Origin of the sequence: Streptomyces sp. NPDC059861 (genome assembly GCF_042731435.1) — a bacterium.
Lineage (GTDB): Bacteria > Actinomycetota > Actinomycetes > Streptomycetales > Streptomycetaceae > Streptomyces.
On sequence record NZ_JBHWJQ010000027.1, the window covers coordinates 20,224 to 37,310 of the forward strand.

General features: G+C 71.6%; 13 protein-coding genes. 9 read left to right on the forward strand and 4 right to left on the reverse strand.

Features of this window, described 5'->3' with window-relative positions; translation table 11 throughout:
• Positions 1 to 74: 74 nt before the first annotated feature.
• Complete coding sequence (locus ACFV6X_RS22985) at positions 75 to 338, reverse strand: WhiB family transcriptional regulator (RefSeq protein ID WP_003975777.1); 264 nt, start codon at positions 336 to 338, stop codon at positions 75 to 77.
• 710 nt (positions 339 to 1,048) lie between these two features.
• Here ACFV6X_RS22985 and ACFV6X_RS22990 point away from each other — a divergent pair.
• The 4 genes from ACFV6X_RS22990 (at position 1,049) to ACFV6X_RS23005 (ending at position 4,925) form a co-directional block, all read left to right on the forward strand.
• A complete protein-coding gene (locus tag ACFV6X_RS22990) occupies positions 1,049 to 1,540 on the forward strand; it encodes a cysteine dioxygenase family protein (RefSeq protein ID WP_365447343.1) in 492 nt (163 codons plus the stop codon).
• 41 nt (positions 1,541 to 1,581) lie between these two features.
• Positions 1,582 to 2,565, forward strand: coding sequence for a 2-phospho-L-lactate transferase (cofD, locus tag ACFV6X_RS22995; RefSeq protein WP_385386256.1), 984 nt, complete (start codon positions 1,582 to 1,584; stop codon positions 2,563 to 2,565).
• A complete protein-coding gene (locus ACFV6X_RS23000; protein WP_385386258.1) occupies positions 2,562 to 3,857 on the forward strand; it encodes a coenzyme F420-0:L-glutamate ligase in 1,296 nt (431 codons plus the stop codon). The genes cofD and ACFV6X_RS23000 overlap by 4 nt, the downstream gene beginning before the upstream one ends.
• Before the next feature lie 63 nt (positions 3,858 to 3,920).
• Positions 3,921 to 4,925, forward strand: a complete 1,005-nt coding sequence (locus ACFV6X_RS23005) for a DNA-3-methyladenine glycosylase family protein (protein WP_385386260.1) — start codon at positions 3,921 to 3,923, stop codon at positions 4,923 to 4,925.
• Positions 4,926 to 5,576: 651 nt separating this feature from the next.
• Here the strand turns inward: ACFV6X_RS23005 and ACFV6X_RS23010 are convergent.
• The gene (locus ACFV6X_RS23010; protein WP_385386262.1) at positions 5,577 to 6,659 is read right to left on the reverse strand and encodes a sugar phosphate nucleotidyltransferase; all 1,083 of its coding nucleotides are present in this window, start codon (positions 6,657 to 6,659) and stop codon (positions 5,577 to 5,579) included.
• 180 nt (positions 6,660 to 6,839) lie between these two features.
• Positions 6,840 to 8,240, reverse strand: a complete 1,401-nt coding sequence (locus ACFV6X_RS23015; protein WP_385386264.1) for an N-acetylmuramoyl-L-alanine amidase — start codon at positions 8,238 to 8,240, stop codon at positions 6,840 to 6,842.
• A 129-nt stretch (positions 8,241 to 8,369) separates the two neighbouring features.
• Between ACFV6X_RS23015 and ACFV6X_RS23020 the strand changes: the two genes are divergently transcribed.
• From ACFV6X_RS23020 to ACFV6X_RS23035, 4 genes are all read left to right on the forward strand, one after another.
• Complete coding sequence (locus tag ACFV6X_RS23020; RefSeq protein ID WP_385386266.1) at positions 8,370 to 9,125, forward strand: TIGR03089 family protein; 756 nt, start codon at positions 8,370 to 8,372, stop codon at positions 9,123 to 9,125.
• Positions 9,126 to 9,354: 229 nt separating this feature from the next.
• Positions 9,355 to 10,602 (forward strand): LCP family protein, encoded by a 1,248-nt coding sequence (locus ACFV6X_RS23025; protein WP_385386268.1) that lies wholly within the window; start codon positions 9,355 to 9,357, stop codon positions 10,600 to 10,602.
• Positions 10,603 to 10,846: 244 nt separating this feature from the next.
• A complete protein-coding gene (locus ACFV6X_RS23030; protein WP_385386270.1) occupies positions 10,847 to 12,619 on the forward strand; it encodes an LCP family protein in 1,773 nt (590 codons plus the stop codon).
• 94 nt (positions 12,620 to 12,713) lie between these two features.
• The gene (locus ACFV6X_RS23035) at positions 12,714 to 14,390 is read left to right on the forward strand and encodes an LCP family protein (RefSeq protein ID WP_385386271.1); all 1,677 of its coding nucleotides are present in this window, start codon (positions 12,714 to 12,716) and stop codon (positions 14,388 to 14,390) included.
• Between the two features lie 40 nt (positions 14,391 to 14,430).
• On the opposite strand, the gene ACFV6X_RS23040 is transcribed toward ACFV6X_RS23035, so the two are convergent.
• Complete coding sequence (locus ACFV6X_RS23040; RefSeq protein ID WP_385386272.1) at positions 14,431 to 15,465, reverse strand: glycosyltransferase family 2 protein; 1,035 nt, start codon at positions 15,463 to 15,465, stop codon at positions 14,431 to 14,433.
• 138 nt (positions 15,466 to 15,603) lie between these two features.
• Here ACFV6X_RS23040 and ACFV6X_RS23045 point away from each other — a divergent pair, with 138 nt between their 5' ends.
• Positions 15,604 to 17,067: an LCP family protein gene (locus ACFV6X_RS23045; RefSeq protein ID WP_385386274.1), complete on the forward strand. Its 1,464-nt coding sequence runs from the start codon at positions 15,604 to 15,606 to the stop codon at positions 17,065 to 17,067.
• The last annotated feature ends 20 nt before the right edge of the window (positions 17,068 to 17,087 follow it).

Sequence of the window (17,087 nt, forward strand, 5' to 3'; positions counted from 1 at the left end):
CCCGCCGCCTGTGGACAACCCACCCGCGACGGGCCGTTCGCCCCGTATGTACGAGGACGACGCATGCCGTCGGGTCAGACCGCCGCCTTCTTCAGGCGGCGGCGCTCACGTTCGGACAGACCGCCCCAGATGCCGAATCTCTCGTCGTTGGCCAGGGCGTACTCAAGGCATTCGGAGCGGACCTCGCAGGCGAGACAGACCTTCTTGGCCTCGCGGGTCGAGCCGCCCTTCTCGGGGAAGAAGGACTCGGGGTCGGTCTGGGCGCACAGCGCGCGCTCCTGCCAGCCGAGTTCCTCGTCCGCGTCGTCGACCAGCAGTTGCTGCACCAGCTCGGTCATGTGCGCCCCTCGTCTGTCTTTCGCGTCCCCGTGATGTAGCCGTTACCGATTCCGGCTGAACGACACGAGTGAAATTACAAGTGTGCTGCTCCGGGCGAGTCAAGCCGAGATCTGCTATTGAGCCCCTTATTCACTCTGCGGAACCAAGGCCGAGCGGAAAGTGTTCAAATCGCCATAAACCTTGACACGCTGTTGGGGCCCGGGAGGCCATCGGCCCCACGCGAGCCCTGTACGGAGAAGGACGCCCAGTGGCTCAATCTCGTTCCGACGCGCGCATCGAAGCGAACCGGATCACATTCGGATCACGGGATCACCACGAGGCTTGCGCACCGGTTGTGCGCCATGTGTCCCGGTCAACGCATGAGCAAACCTTTCATCTGAGTGATGAACCGGAACAGGTGAAACAGGTCCCACAAATCGGGCGTCGAGTTGACAGTGAAGGTGTGAGCCGCTGTGCTAGTGGGCATGCTCGCGAACTTGGCGCCCACCTCGACCCGCTCCGCCGGGTCACGCGGTGCTGCCCACGCTCGCCGTAGCTGTTGTTGCTGTTCCAGCTGTTGAGCCCAACGCGCTCCGGCTGCCCCTGAGTCCACCGCGACTCGGCTGCTGTTCCCCACGCCCGCACCCGGGCACCCCTCCCGCCCGTGACCCGGGCGGACGGTCGTGACATCCAGCCCCCACCTCTTCCCGCCGAGGAAACACCGCATCCCATGAACAGCGACAGCGACCTCCAGATCGCCGGCGACATCCTCGAAGTCCCGCACCTCCTCCAGGCCCCGCGCGAGCACCCGGCCACCGTCGCCGAATTCGTCGGCCTGGCCCGCTCCATCGCCGCCGACCGCGCCCAGTGGGAGCACCTCGTCCGGTACGACGCCACCAGCCGCTGGTACCACCGGCTGCGCACCGGCCCGGGTTACGAGGTCTGGCTGCTGTCCTGGGTGCCGGGCCAGGGCAGCGGACTGCACGACCACGGCTCCTCCTCCGGCGTCCTCACCGTCCTGGAGGGCACCCTCACCGAGCGGACGGAGCGGGGCACGCGCGTGTGGGAGCCGAGCGGGCAGCTGGTGTTCGCGCCGGGCTATGTGCACGAGGTGCTGAACGACACCCTCGAACCGGCGGTCAGCCTGCACGTCTACTACCCGGGCCTCACGGAGATGCCGATGCACACCCCGCAGTGCACGGCCCTCGCCGAGCTCCCGTAACCGCGTGCCACGTTGTCGTACCCGCCTGCAACACTTGCTCCATGCGGATTGTGGTTCTGGCAGGCGGCATCGGCGGTGCCCGGTTCCTGCGCGGTCTGAAGCGGGCCGTGCCGGACGCGGACATCACCGTCATCGGCAACACCGGTGACGACATCCACCTCTTCGGGCTGAAGGTCTGCCCGGACCTCGACACGGTGATGTACACGCTCGGCGGCGGCATAAACGAGGAGCAGGGCTGGGGGCGGGCCGACGAGACCTTCCATCTGAAGGAGGAGCTCGCGGCGTACGGCGTGGGGCCGGAGTGGTTCGGCCTCGGCGACCGGGACTTCGCCACGCACATCGTGCGGACGCAGATGCTCGGCGCCGGATACCCGCTCAGCGCGGTGACCGAGGCCCTCTGCGACCGCTGGCAGCCCGGCGTACGGCTCATCCCGATGACGGACGACCGCGTCGAGACGCACGTGGCCGTGACCCTGCCCCCCAGCGGCCCCGGCGCGGGCGAAGGCGAGCGCAAGGCGATCCACTTCCAGGAGTACTGGGTCCGGCTGCGGGCCTCGGTCCCCGCCCACGCGGTCGTGCCGGTCGGGGCCGAGCAGTCCAAGCCGGCGCCGGGCGTCCTGGAGGCGATCGCCCAGGCGGACGTCATCCTCTTCCCGCCGTCCAACCCGGTCGTATCGGTCGGCACGATCCTGGCCGTGCCCGGTATCCGCGAGGCGATCGCCGATGCCGGGGTGCCGGTGGTCGGCCTCTCCCCCATCGTCGGGGACGCGCCGGTGCGCGGAATGGCCGACAAGGTGCTCGCCGCGGTCGGCGTGGAGGCCACGGCGGCGGCGGTCGCCGAGCACTACGGCTCCGGGCTGCTCGACGGCTGGCTCGTGGACACCGTGGACGCGGGCGTGGTGGAGCGGGTCGAGACGGCGGGCATCCGCTGCCGGGCCGTACCGCTGATGATGACCGACGAGGAGGCGGCCGCGCAGATGGCGCGTGACGCGCTGGCGCTGGCGGAGGAGGTGCGGGCGTCATGACCGGTTACCGGGTCTGGGCGGTGCCCGGCCTGCCGGAGGTGGCGCCGGGCGACGACCTCGCCAAGCTGATCGCCGCCGCCGAACCGGGTCTGGCCGACGGGGACGTGCTCCTCGTCACGTCGAAGATCGTCTCCAAGGCGGAGGGCCGGATCGTCCAGGCGGACGACCGGGAGGCCGCGATCGACGCGGAGACGGTGCGGGTGGTGGCCCGGCGCGGGCCGCTGCGCATCGTCGAGAACCGGCAGGGCCTGATCATGGCGGCCGCCGGTGTCGACGCCTCCAACACGCCCGGCGGGACGGTGCTGCTGCTCCCGGAGGACCCGGACGCCTCGGCGCGGGCGATCCGCGAGGGCCTCCGCGACGCGCTCGGCGTCGACGTCGGTGTGGTCGTCACCGACACGTTCGGGCGGCCCTGGCGCGCGGGGCTCACGGACGTGGCGATCGGCGCCGCCGGTGTGCGGGTGCTCGACGACCTGCGCGGCGGCGTGGACGCGCACGGCAACCCGCTCAGCGCCACCGTCGTCGCCACCGCGGACGAGCTCGCCGCCGCGGGCGACCTGGTCAAGGGCAAGGTGGCCGGGCTGCCGGTCGCCGTCGTGCGCGGCCTGGCGCACACGGTGGCCGAGGAGGACGGGGAAGGGGCGCGGGCACTGGTACGGAGCGCACGTGACGACATGTTCCGGCTGGGCACGTCGGAGGCGGTGCGCGAGGCGGTGACCCAGCGGCGTACGGTCCGGTCCTTCACGGACGAGCCCGTGGACCCCGGCGCGGTACGCCGGGCGGTCGCCGCGGCCGTGACGGCGCCGGCGCCGCACCACACGACGCCGTGGCGTTTCGTCCTGCTGGAGTCGCCCGGGTCGCGGGCCGAACTGCTGGACGCGATGCGGGACGCCTGGATCACGGACCTGCGGCGGGACGGCAAGACCGAGGAGTCCATCGCCAAGCGCGTGAAGCGCGGGGACGTCCTGCGCCACGCGCCGTACCTCGTGGTCCCCTGTCTGGTCATGGACGGCTCGCACACCTACGGGGACGTGCGGCGGGACGGGGCCGAGCGGGAGATGTTCGTGGTCGCCGCCGGGGCGGGCGTACAGAACTTCCTGGTGGCGCTGGCCGGGGAGCGGCTGGGTTCGGCGTGGGTGTCGTCGACGATGTTCTGCCGGGACGTGGTCCGTGAGGTGCTGGGGCTGCCCGGCGACTGGGACCCGATGGGGGCGGTGGCGGTCGGTCATCCGGCGGAGGAACCCCGGCCGCGTCCGGACCGGGACGCGGGCACGTTCATCGAGGTGCGGTGACCATGCCCCTCGGGCGCCTACCCTCATAGGGCACCTTGTCCTCTCTCCCCTGGGATCACCTTCGTGGCCGGCCGTTTCGCTCCGCGTCCCACGCGTACGACAGTGCGCGGCGGGGAGGTCGCCGTGCCCGCGGGCGTGCCACGGCAGGCGGCGCGGGCGGCGGCACGGGTCCGGACCTGGGCGCCCGACGGCCCGCTGGAGCTGGGGCTGGCCCTGGGACCACTGCGGCGGGGCCCCGGCGACCCGACGTTCCGCACGACGCCCGACGGATCGGTGTGGCGGGCCTGCCTCACCCCGGCCGGACCGGGGACCTTGCGCGTGTCGGCGCACGACGGTCAGGTGCGCGGCGAGGCGTGGGGTCCCGGTGCGGACTGGCTCCTCGACCAGCTCCCCGACCTCCTCGGCGCCTCGGACGACCCGTCCCGCTTCACCCCACGGCACCGGATCGTCGCCACCGCCCGCCATCGGCGGCCAGGGCTGCGGCTGGGGCGGAGCGGCCTCGTACTGGAGTCCTTGATCCCGTCGATCCTTGAGCAGAAAGTCACGACCGACGAGGCGTACCGGGCGTGGCGGTTGCTGGTCCGGAAGTTCGGCGAGCCGGCGCCGGGGCCGGTGCCCGGGGGCATGCATGTGATGCCGGGGCCGCGGACCTGGGCGCTGATCCCCTCCTGGGAGTGGCACCGGGCCGGTGTCGACGACAAGCGGGCGTCCACGATCCTGCGGTCGGTACGGGTCGCTGCGCGGCTTGAGCAGGCGATGGGCATGGAACCCGCGGCCGCGCGGGCGCGCCTGGAGGTCGTACCCGGGGTGGGGCCGTGGACGTCGGCGGAGACCGTCCAACGCAGCCATGGCGCACCGGACGAGGTGACCGTCGGGGATCTGCATCTGCCGGGGATCGTCGGCTGGGCGCTGGCCGGGGACCGGGACGCGGACGACTCCGTGATGCTGTCCCTGCTGGAGCCCTACGCCGGACAACGGCATCGCGCGGCCCGTCTCATCCTCCTCAGCGGCAGGGTCCCCCCGAGACGAGCCCCCCGAATGCCTCGCGGCGACATCGGCCGCCTGTAGCCTCGCGGCACGGCCCCGCGCGGGTGCTGAGGCCCCGGCGATGCGCAACCCGGCGCGACGGCGTGCCGCCCGCGCCCACCCGTGCCGCCTCAGGCGGCACGCATATCCGCGGCGTGCGCGGCCGGTTGCCCGCGGCGTGCGCGGACCGGCTGCCCGGGGCCAGGCGGATGGCGCAGCCGGGCACACGGCGCCGCACCCGCGTACAGCGAGAAGCCCGACACACTGGGGGCACCCGCCTCCGGCGAGAAGGAACCGTGCCCGGAGCCGGCGCACGGAGCGGCACCCGGACATGACGGGAAGCCGGGCGCACGAAGCCGCACCCGCCCACGGCGAGAAGCCCGGCCCCCGAGGGCGGCACCCGCCCGCGGCGAGAAGCCCGACACACGCGGGGCACCCGCCCACGGCGAGAAGGAACCGTGCCCGGAGCCCGGCCCCCCGAGGGCGGCACCCGCCCGCGGCGAGAAGGGGTCGTGTCGGGGGGTGTCCGCCCGCAGCGGGTGGCGCGTCAGCCCGGGTGCGTCGGTAAAGGACCGATTCCGCGCCGTTCCGAGGACGGACACCCCCCGACACGGCCCCGACCCACCCCCGGCACGGCGCGGACCCACCCCCGGACAGAAGGCGCCGCAGCAACCAGGCACGCTCTCAGCCTGGCTACTGGTCCGACGAGAACCGCACCGCACCCCCCGGAATCCGCACGTCGCACCACACCCGCGCGCCCTCGCGCAGTTCGTTGTCGGGACCCACCACCGCACCGTCGCCGATGACCGTGCCGGTCAGGACGGAGCGCCGGCCGACGCGGGCGTGGTTGCCGATGAGGGAGTCGGTGATGACGGCGCCCGGCTCGATCACCGCGCCCGGCAGGATCGTGCTGCCGAAGACGCGCGCGCCCTCCGCGACGAACGCCCCCTCACCCACCACCGTGCCGCCGGCCAGCTTCGCGTCCGGCGCCACCCTCGCCGTAGGCAGGACGAGACGGTCACCGCAGCGCCCGGGCACCGCCGGAGAGGGCGCCCGGCCCAGCACCAGGTCCGCCGAGCCCCGCACGAACGCCGCCGGCGTGCCCAGGTCGAGCCAGTACGTGGAGTCGACCATCCCCTGCAGGTGCGCGCCCGCCGACAGCAGCCCGGGGAACGTCTCCCGTTCCACCGACACCGGCCGGCCCGCCGGGATCGTGTCGATGACCGACCGGCGGAAGACATACGCCCCCGCGTTGATCTGGTCGGTGACGATCTCCTCCGGCGTCTGCGGCTTCTCCAGGAACGCCGTCACCCGCCCCGTCTCGTCCGTCGGCACCAGCCCGTACGCCCGCGGGTCCGTCACCTGCGTCAGGTGCAGGGACACATCCGCGCCGGTCGTCTCGTGCGTGCGCACCAGCGCCCTGATGTTCAGCCCGGTCAGGATGTCGCCGTTGAAGACCAGGACCGGATCGTCAGGACCGGAGTGCAGCCGCGACGCCACGTTCCGGATCGCGCCACCCGTACCGAGCGGCTCGTCCTCCGTGACGTACTCGATGTGCAGCCCCAGCGACGAGCCGTCCCCGAAGTGCGGTTCGAAGACCTCCGCCAGATAGGACGTGGCGAGCACGATGTGCTCCACGCCCGCCGCCCTCGCCCGCGCCAGCTGATGGGTGAGGAACGGCACCCCCGCCGCCCTGACCATGGGCTTGGGCGTGTGCACCGTGAGCGGGCGCAACCGGGTGCCCTTGCCGCCGACCAGGAGGATCGCTTCTGTCACCTGTCGTCTCTGCTTCCTGCCGGGACCGGCCGAACTGTCTTTCGGCCGGCCAGTGTATGCAGACCGATGTCCGGTGCCTTCGACGGCCGTACGCCCTCACCGAAAGCCCCCCTCTGAACACGTCCGCCCCGTATCTCCACCTAGTGGATCCGCAGAGCCCCGCGACACGCCTCCCGGCCCTCACGGCCGCCCCTGGAGACGTGACGCCTGCTCACGGATGGATCCGAGCTTGCCGTACAGAACCCGTCCTGGGCAGTCCGTCGCGAAACCGTCCCGGTGCCCCGAGACGACATTCAGTCGTACGTTCGTACCTTTTTTGTAGAGGTTGCCACCCCCGGACTTCAGGTATGTCCTGCCTCCCGGATTGCTTCCGAAGAGCCCGAGCTTCCAGGCCGCCAACTGCCCCACGGCCTTCACCGTCGTCGCGGACGGTGAAGCGGTGTTGAACGTGCCGATGACGGCGATGCCCGTGCTGTCGTTGTTGAACCCGAGGGTGTGAGCCCCCATGACCGCCTTCGCCACGCCCCCGGCGCGTCCCTCGTAGATGTTTCCGCACTTGTCGACGAGGAAGTTGTAGCCGAGGTCCCGCCAGCCCATGCTCAGGACGTGGTAGCGGTAGATACCGCGAATGACGGACGGGGCCTGTGCGCAGGTGTAGTTGTTCCCGGTGGCGGTGTGGTGCACGAAGGCCGCCTTGACCGTCTTGGTGTAGAGGAACCCCTTCTCACGCACCTTCTCGTCCGCTCCCCAGCCGTGCCGGGTGGTGATGCGCGGACGCGGGCCGATGTACGGCTGGGCCAGCTGTTCCTGCGTCATCTCGCCGGCGCGCAGCACGAACAGCTCGTCCTCGGTGTCCGCCCGGCCCAGCGCGGGGATCTCGGTGGCGCCGAGCGGGGCGAGCAGGGCGTTGGGCTCCGCGGATGCGGCGGTCTCCGCGCTGAGGGGACCGGTGAGCGGGGGGTCGTCGTCGGCACCGGCACGCCGGGCGGGGGCGCCGGCTGTGGCGCCTGCGGTGGCGTCCGCGGTCTCCGCCCGGCCGGGGTCGACGAGTTCGAGGCGGAGGCCGGCGGGGAGCGGGGCGGCCGTACGCCCGGCCGGGCTCTCGGGTTGGACCCGCACCTCCACGCCGTCGGAGTCCCCGACCCACAGCGGTGCGGTGGCGCCGCGGAGGCGGCCGGAGGTGGCCTCGGGGCTGCCCGGGTCGGGAGCGTGCTCGGCGGTGTGGGTCTCGACGTCCTGCCAGCCGGACCAGGCGCCGGTCCCGGCAGCCCGGGTACGGACCTGGACCCGGCCGTGGAGCGCGGTGTCCGGGTCGTCCCAGACGACACCGACGAGGGAGAACCGCCGTACGTCCTGACGGGGCAGGCCTTGTGCGGCAGGCGCGCCGGGAGCACGCTCACCGGTCAGAGGGACGAGGGGAATGGACTGGGTGCTGCCCGGCACTGCGGGCTGCACGGACCGGCCGGCGGCTTTGCCGGCCTCGGTGCCCGGTGCTGCCAAGGCGTTCGCGGGCAGGGTCAGCGGTAGGGAGAGGGCGGCGGCACACGTCACGCCGATGGAGGAAGCAAGGAGTCCACGCATGCTCCTGATCCTGGACATAGCCCTATAAATCTGTCCATCGGGGAATTGACACGCCGTCGGAACGGACTCGCCCGAACCGGTGGCCCCGCCACTCGATGCGCGCCCGGCCGCGCGCGTACGCTTGCGCGGGTGAACGCCACCGATCGCACCCCTGCCGACCTGCTGCGTTCCGCGCTCGCCGCGGACCCCGCGCGCCCCCTGGTCACCTTCTACGACGACGCCACCGGAGAACGGGTCGAATTGTCCGTGGCCACCTTCGCCAATTGGGTGGCCAAGACGGCGAACCTCATCCAGGACGGACTGTCGGCCGAGCCCGGCGACCGGATCGCGCTGCTGCTGCCCGCGCACTGGCAGACGGCCGTATGGCTGCTGGCGTGTTCGTCGGTCGGCGCGCTCGCGGACATGGACGGCGATCCGTCGCGGGCGGACTTCGTGGTGGCCGGCCCGGGCCGGTTCGAGGACGGCCTCGCCTGCCGCGGCGAGCGGTACGCGCTGTCCCTGGCACCGCTGGGCCGGCGCTTCCCGTCGCCGCCGGAGGGATATGCCGACTACGCCGTGGACGTGCCCACTCACGGCGACCGCTTCGCGCCGTACGCGCCGGTCGACCCGGAGGCGCCCTCGCTGATCGTGGCCGGAGCGGAGTACACCGGGGCCGAGGTCGTGGAGCGGGCGGCGGCCGACGCACCCGGGCTGGACCTGACGGGTCCCGGATCACGGATCCTGTCCGCACTGCCGTACGACACCTGGGAGGGCCTGAGCGCCGGGCTGTACGCCCCGCTCTCGATCGGCGGGTCCGTGGTGCTGTGCCGGAACCTGGACCAGCTGGACGGCGAGCCCCTGGCCAAGCGCATCGAGGCCGAACGCGTCACGGCGACCGCCCGCTAAGGCCTGTCCGAACCCGGTGCGGCATCCGGGAGGGGGCCCCTCCAACGCCCCCCTCACGGGGGTCCCCTTGAGGAACCCGGCGTCACCCGATCGGCCCACCACCACCCGCGCCCCCACCCCGTCCGGGTCATGGTCGTAGGAGCAGTAAGGGCAGCACGACACGATCGGACCGTTCGTACACGCTCGTACTCCATGAGGGGTGGATTCCGTCGTGAGGGACACCGCAGGCATGCCATCCGGGGGCCCGGACGACAACACGCCGGCGGTGGCTCTGGGGCCGGGCGCCGGGGCGTCCGCCTCCGGCGACGGGCTCATACGCCGGCGCCGGCGGCGCTGGACCTGCGGGGGGACCGTGGGGATGGTGGGGGTCCTGGCCGGCGCGCTGGTGGCCGGATGGGTCGTGTACACGAAGCTCGACGGGAACATCACGCCCGACGAGGCCGCGGCCGCCGAGCTCGCACGCTACGAGCGGGAGCGGCCCACCGCGCTGGTGCGGGGCGCGCAGAACATCCTGCTCATCGGATCGGACTCGCGGGCCGGCGAGGGCAACGGCGAGTACGGTCGGGACACCGGGACCGAGCGCTCGGACACCACCATCCTGCTGCACCTGTCGGCCGGGCGGGGCAGCGCCACCGCGGTCTCCATCCCCCGCGACCTGATGGTGGACGTGCCGGGTTGCCGGCGCCCGGACGGCAAACGCAGCGCCCCGATGTTCGCGATGTTCAACTACGCCTTCGAGACGGGCGGTTCGGCCTGCACCATCCGCACCGTCGAGCAGATGACGGACATCCGGATCGATCACCACGTGGTCGTCGACTTCAGCGGGTTCAAGAAGCTGGTCGACGCCGTCGGCGGCGTACGGATCTGTGTGGCCGAGCCGATCGTCGACAAGGAGGCCAAGCTGCGGCTGCCGGCCGGCCTCGTGACGCTCGACGGCGAGCAGGCCCTCGGTTACGTCCGCGTCCGCAAGTCCCTCGGCGACGGCAGCGACACCGACCGGATGGAGCGCCAGCAGCAGTTCCTCGCGGCCCTGGTGCAGAGGCTGCGCGGCAACGACGTCCTGCTGAATCCCGTGAAGCTGTATCCCGTCCTTGACGCGGCCACGTCGGCGCTCACCACGGACCCGGGTCTGGCAAGTCTGCGTGGTTTGTACGACCTTGTCCGTGGTCTGCGTGACATTCCCACGGAACGTGTGCAGTTCCTGACGGTGCCGCGGGAGTCGTACGCGGGCAATGCCAATCGCGACCAGTTGATGGAGCCGGCGGCGCAGCGGCTCTTCGAGCGGCTGCGTTCCGACGCGCCGGTGCAGGTCTCAGGAAAGACGGTCCTGGATTTCGCCGGAAGCGCGCACGAAGGGGACGGCGGCACGGTTTCGGAGTCGAACGGTCACGGGGAGTATGCCGATTCCGTCCTCTCCCCTGCGTCTCCGGCACCCACGTTCAGCGGGAAGACCGCCGCCGAGGACGACTGCCGGTAAAGCGCGCACCAAGTCATCGGACATTCGTTCCGGGAAATGGGCGGATTGCCCAGTTGTAGGGAAGTGGAATTTGTCACCGTCGTCGCTCGACGTCGAACTGGGCGGATAGTGTGAGCGCTTCGGTGCACCCGGCCCCCGGCCACGCAGTCCATTTCCGGGGTCGCGCACTGTACGAGGTTTGTACGAGACCGAGCGCCTCAAGGGGGAAGGCGCCGCGTGGCCCCGACGGAGGATTCAGGCAACCGTGGACGCGCAAGGCCGTGGGCGGGCGGAGAACATCGATCCCGCAGACCAGTGGGTACTCAATCCGAACACCGGCGAATACGAACTGCGACTGAGCCCTTCCGCACCGCAGTCGACGGTTCCCGGCCCGCGCAGAGCAGGCACCCGCGGTTCCGGCGGAGCACCACGCGCCCGGACCTCGCCCGCAGCGCGGGAGAAGACCGGGCGGGAGCAGGCCGGAGGGGAGAGGCAGAGCGCGCCGGAGCGCGGTGAGGTGCCGGGTCAGCGCAGACGCCGTGGCGCGCCCGCCGAGCCCGCGGCCGGGCGACGCGGACGCCGGCCGGCGAAGAAGCCCAAGGGGCGCAAGGCCGTGCTGTGGACCGGCGGCGTCCTGGCCTTCCTGCTCGTCGCTGGGGCCGGTGCCGGATACCTCTACATCGAGCACCTCAACGGCAACATCACCTCCGTCGCCGACGACGGTGCCAGCACCGGTGGCTTCCAGAAGGACAAGGCCATCAACATCCTGCTGATCGGCACCGACAAGCGCACCGGCGCGGGCAACGAGGCCTACGGCGACTCGGGCAGCCCGGGCCACGCGGACACCACGATCCTGCTGCACGTCTCCAAGGACCGCTCCAACGCCACCGCGCTGAGCATCCCCCGTGACCTGATCGTGGACGTCCCGGACTGCCCGACCACCCAGGAGGACGGCACCAGCGAGGTGATCCCGGGAACACCGGGCGTCCGCTTCAACACGAGCCTCGGCCAGAGCGGTCGTACGCCGTCCTGCACCATGCGCACGGTCACCGAGCTGACCGGGATCACCCCGGACAACTTCATGGTCGCCGACTTCAACGCGGTCAAGACGCTGACGACGGCGGTCGACGGCGTCGAGGTGTGTCTGGCCAAGGACATCGACGACACGGACTCCAAGCTCAATCTGCCGAAGGGCACCCACACGATCCAGGGTGAGCAGGCCCTCGCCTTCGTGCGCACCCGGTACGCCGTCGGCAACGGCGGCGACCTGAGCCGGATCGGACTCCAGCAGCAGTTCCTCAGCGCGCTGATGCGCAAGCTGAAGTCCAACGACACGCTCACCGACCCGTCGAAGATGCTGAAGCTGGCCGAGGCGGGCACCAAGGCGCTGACCGTCGACTCCCAGCTGGACAGCATCGGCAAGCTCAAGGACCTCGGTCTGGAGCTGGGCAAGCTCGACACCAAGAACCTGACGTTCACCACCGTGCCGGTCATCGACAACCCGGCCGAGACGGTGAAGGCCACGGTCGTGCCCAACCCGACGACGGCGCCCCAGGTCTTCCAGATGATCAAGGAGGACGTCTCCTTCACCGAGGTCAAGCAGCAGAAGGCCAAGGAGAAGGCCGCGGTGGCCGCCCGGCTCAAGGGCAGCAAGGCCGATCCGGCCGAGGTGCGGGTGCGCGTCCTCAACGGCGGTGCCCCCTCGGGCAGCGCCCAGGAGACCCTCAACTGGCTGCAGAACGACGAGGGCGTCACGAAGTCCGAGAACGCGGGCAACGCCGACTCGGCGCTGAGCAGGACCACCCTGGAGTACGCGCCGGACCAGGCGGACCAGGCGCGCAGGCTGGCGGCCATCATGGGCCTGTCCGGGTCGGCGATGAAGCCCGGCGAGAGCGTCGACAACTCCCAGGGCCTGCCCACGATGACACTGACGCTGGGCAAGGACTTCAAGGGCGCGGGAGTGTCGCTCACCGCTCCCGCCAAGGCGCCGGAGGGCGTCGAGAAGTCCACGGCGGACAAGGTCGTGTGCGCCGAATAGAAAAATTGAGGGGTAACCCAACGGGTCCGTCGCGCGTCTGACTTGGCGCGGGGCGGACCCGTTCTCGATGGTGCAGGGGTGGGAGGGCAGGCAGGTGGCGCAGAGCAGTGTGCACAAGGACGTGCCCGCGGTGGAGGGCACGGACACGGGGTCCGTCGCCACGCGGGACGAGAAGCCGACGGCCACGCCCGGGGCGGACCGCCGCGGGCGGGGTGGCGGGGGCGGGCGGCGCGGGGGGCGCCGCGGCACCCCACGGCGGCCTCGCAGACGGCGCGTGCTGCGCTGGTCGGCGACGGTGCTGTCGGTGGTCATACTCGGGACCGCGGGCGCGGGTTATCTCTACTACCGGCATCTCAACGACAACCTGGAGACCGGCCGGCGCAGCGGCGGCGACTCCAAGGCCGAGAAGCCGCAGCCGAACGCGGCGGGGCAGACGCCGCTGAACATCCTGCTGATCGGCTCCGACAGCCGGAACTCGGCGGAGAACCTGAAGCTCGGCGGTTCCAGGAGCAGCGTCGGCGGCAAGCCGCTCGCGGACGTGCAGATGCTGGTGCACCTCTCGGCGGACCGCAAGAACGCGTCGGTGGTGAGCATTCCGCGGGACACCCGGGTCGACATACCCGCGTGCACGGACCCGGAGACCGGCGAGACCTATCCGGCGACCAACCGGATCATCAACGAGTCCCTCGCCCGCGGCGGCCCCGGCTGCACGCTGACCACCTGGGAGAACCTCACCGGGGTCTACATCGACCACTGGATGACGATCGACTTCGCGGGTGTGGTGGACATGGCCGACGCGGTCGGCGGCGTCGAGGTGTGCGTGGAGCAGAACGTGTGGGACCGCCCGCTGCCGAACGTGCCCGGCGGCTCCGGACTGAAGCTGGCGGCCGGCACCCGGAAGGTGCAGGGCAAGCAGGCCCTGCAGTGGCTGCGCACCCGGCACGCCTTCTACAGCGACGTGGGCCGGGCCAAGGCCCAGCACATGTACATGAACTCGATGATCCGTACCCTGAAGCAGCAGAACGTCTTCACGGACACCGGCCGGCTGATGACCCTGGCCGAGACGGCCACGAGGGCGCTGAAGGTCTCGGAGGAGATCGGCACGGTCACAGCCCTGTACGACCTCGCCATGCAGCTGAAGACGGTGCCGACGAACCGCATCACCATGACGACCATGCCCACCGCCACCGACCCGCAGGACCCCAACCATCTGGTGCCGGCCGGGGCGGACGCCGAGCAGATCTGGTCGCTGGTCCGCGACGACGTGCCCTTCGACAAGAACGGCAAGCCGTCCTCGAAGAAGCCGCAGGACCGGGACAAGAGCACCGGCAAGCCGTCCGGCGACCCGGCCGCCGACGACGCCGAGATCGGTGTGCTGGTGCAGAACGCCACCCGGTCCACCTCCGAGGGCGCGGTCGACGGGCGGGCGAGCGCGCTCGCCGGCGCGCTGGTGGCGAAGGGCTTCACACGGGCGGCGGCGGACACGACGGGCGGGCTGTCCGTGGAGAAGACCGTCGTCCGCTACCCGAGCGCCGAGTTGGAGGGCGACGCCCGGCGGGTCGCCGAGTCCCTCGGGATCCCGACGAGTTCGGTGCAGAAGTCGACCGATGTCACCGGGGTCACGCTCGTCGTGGGCGCCGACTGGCGCGAGGGCACGACGTATCCGAAGCAGAAGGCGCCGAAGGCCGGGGACGTGCCCGAGTCGGCGGGCGCGATCAACGGGTCGGACCGCAGCCAGTGCATGGACGTGTACGCGCCCTACCGCTGGTAGTCGTGCCGGGGGGCGCGCCGGCCGGCACGCCCCCTGACGGTCACGCGGTGGCGGAGTCCCGCACGGCCGGGCGGCGGGACGCGATGACCCGCTTCGCCAGGGACTTGGGGCTGGTCAGGAAGCCGTACCCCCACGACATGTGCATCGTGGCGAGGGCCACGGGGATCTGGAGCCGGGCCTTCAGGGGCAGGCCCTTGCCCGCCGGTACGGAACCCAGGGCGATCGCCGCCAGATAGCCGCCGGGGATCAGGAACCCCCACGGCGTGAGAGCCGCGCCCACGACCAGACCGGCGGCGATCGCGCAGACGGCGGTCGGCGGGGCGAGGTAGCGCAGGTTGATGGAGCCGGAGTGGTAGCGGGCGACGACGTGCCGCCAGCGGCCGTAGTCCTTGTACTGCTTGGCCAGCGCCCGCACGCCGGGCCGCGGCCGGTACGAGACCCTGAGCTCGGGCGAGAACCAGATCAGCCCGCCGGCCTCGCGTATGCGGAAGTTGAGCTCCCAGTCCTGGGCGCGGATGAACTCCTCGTTGTACCCGCCCTGCTGTTCGAGGGACGCGCGGCGGAAGACACCCAGGTACACGGTCTCGGCGGGGCCCGCCTGTCCGCCGGTGTGGAACGCGGCGTTGCCGACGCCGATCTTCGAGGTCATCGCGGCGGCGACGGCGTGCTCCCAGTCGTTCTCGCCCTCGGCGTGCATGATGCCGCCGACATTCTGCGCGCCGGTCTCCTCCAGGAGCCGCACGGCGGTCGCGATGTAGTTCGGGGAGAGGATGCCGTGGCCGTCGACGCGGACCACGACCGGGTGCCGGGAGGCCTTGATCGCGGCGTTCAGCGCGGCGGGCGTCCGGCCGGTCGGGTTCGGGACCGTGTGGACGCGGGGGTCCTCGGCGACCAGCTCGGCGGCGATCTCGTCCGTGCGGTCCGCGGAGGGACCGAGGGCGATCACGACCTCCATCTCGCCGGCGTACTCCTGGGCGAGGATCGCGTGGACGGCGCCGCGCAGATGCCGCTCCTCGTTGAGGACGGGCATGATCACGGACACGGCGGGGAGCTGCACGTCGGGCTTCGCGTTCATAGGGGGCTCACGTTACCGCGAACGGGGGACAGCGAGCCGCCCCGCCCGTGGCGGTGCACCGGTCCACAGATCGTATGGGCCTACGGTGCTGATGATCCCACGTACGGCCGTAGCGCCCGCTCCAGCGGAGGTTTTCCCATGCCCGCCTCGCCGCCTCGGTCCCCTGCCCGCCCGCAGCACCGCCCGCAGCCGCGTCGTGTGATGCGTCCGCCCGTACGGCGCAGGAAGCCGCGTTGGGCCATGCGGGCGGTGACCACGCTCTCGGTGGTGATTCTCGCCTCGGCCGGGATCGGACACGCGGTGGTCAGCAGCCTGGACGCGGGGATCGCCCGGGTCGATCCGTTCAAGGACATGAAGAACCGGCCGCGCGCCGGGCACGGGATGAACGTGCTGCTGGTCGGCACCGACGGACGGGACAAGATCTCCGAGGCCGAGCGGCGCAGATACCGCCTCGGCGGGGCGCCCTGCCACTGCACCGACACGATCATGATCGTGCACATCTCGGAGGACCGGGAGCGGGCCAGCGTGGTGAGCCTGCCGCGCGACTCCTACGCCGAACTGCCCCCGCACACCGACCGCAACAGCGGAAAACCGCACGCGGCGCATCCGGTGAAGCTGAACGCGGCCTACGCGGAGGGCGGGCCGCAGCTGACCGTGCGGACGGTCGAGCACATGACACGGCTCAAGATCGACCACTATCTGGAGATCGACTTCACCACCTTCATGCGGACCGTGGACGTTCTGGGCGGAGTGAAGGTCTGCACCGCCCACCCGCTGAAGGACTCCCACACCGGCCTGAACCTCCCCGCCGGCACGCACCGGCTCTCGGGCGGCGAAGCACTGCAGTACGTCCGCGCCCGCTACGTCGACGGGGCCTCCGACCTCGGCCGGATGCAGCGCCAGCAGCACTTCCTGGCCGGACTGATCGACCAGTCGACGTCCTCCGGGGTGCTGCTGAACCCGATGAAGTTCCGGGACGTGACCAGGGCAGTGCTGGGGTCGGTGCGCGCGGACAAGGGCTTCGGCACGGACGAACTGGTGGATCTGGGCCGGGCGATGCGCAACTTCTCCCCGTCCTCCTCGGAGTTCACGACGGTCCCCATCGGCCGGATGGGATACGCCGTGAAGGGCATCGGCTCGACGCTGAAATGGGACCCGGTGAAGTCCGGCCGCCTCTTCACGGCCCTGCGCGACGACAAGCCGCTGGCCGCGGACCGGCCCAGGGACACCTCGGTGCGCGTGGACGTGGCACCTCAGCAGATCCGGGTCCAGGTGGAGAACGGCACGAGCACCCCGGGCCTCGGCCGCCGCGCGGACGCCGCGCTCGCGGCGACGGGCTTCGGCACCACCCGCCGGCCGACGAACTCCGCGACGCAGTCGGTGCGCCGGACGATCGTCGCCTACGACCCCCGCTGGGACCGCTCCGCGAAGTCGCTCGCGGCCGCCCTGCCGGGCAGCGAACTGCGGGCGGTCAAGGGGCAGGGGGCCACGCTCAAGGTGATCGTCGGGACGGACTACCGGCAGGTGCGGAAGGTGAAGGCGGCGGATGTCCGCGAGGGGGAGTTCGGGGTGGTGCGGGGGGACGAGGTGAAGTGCTCCTAGCGCTCCGCCGGTTCTCGCAC

Bases quoted from the DNA above. Each gene is read 5' to 3' on its own strand.
- ACFV6X_RS22985 (WP_003975777.1), bottom strand. From the start codon at position 338: ATGACCGAGCTGGTGCAGCAACTGCTGGTCGACGACGCGGACGAGGAA.
- ACFV6X_RS22990 (WP_365447343.1), top strand. From the start codon at position 1,049: ATGAACAGCGACAGCGACCTCCAGATCGCCGGCGACATCCTCGAAGTC.
- cofD (WP_385386256.1), top strand. From the start codon at position 1,582: ATGCGGATTGTGGTTCTGGCAGGCGGCATCGGCGGTGCCCGGTTCCTG.
- ACFV6X_RS23000 (WP_385386258.1), top strand. From the start codon at position 2,562: ATGACCGGTTACCGGGTCTGGGCGGTGCCCGGCCTGCCGGAGGTGGCG.
- ACFV6X_RS23015 (WP_385386264.1), bottom strand. From the start codon at position 8,240: ATGCGTGGACTCCTTGCTTCCTCCATCGGCGTGACGTGTGCCGCCGCC.
- ACFV6X_RS23025 (WP_385386268.1), top strand. From the start codon at position 9,355: ATGCCATCCGGGGGCCCGGACGACAACACGCCGGCGGTGGCTCTGGGG.
- ACFV6X_RS23040 (WP_385386272.1), bottom strand. From the start codon at position 15,465: ATGAACGCGAAGCCCGACGTGCAGCTCCCCGCCGTGTCCGTGATCATG.
- ACFV6X_RS23045 (WP_385386274.1), top strand. From the start codon at position 15,604: ATGCCCGCCTCGCCGCCTCGGTCCCCTGCCCGCCCGCAGCACCGCCCG.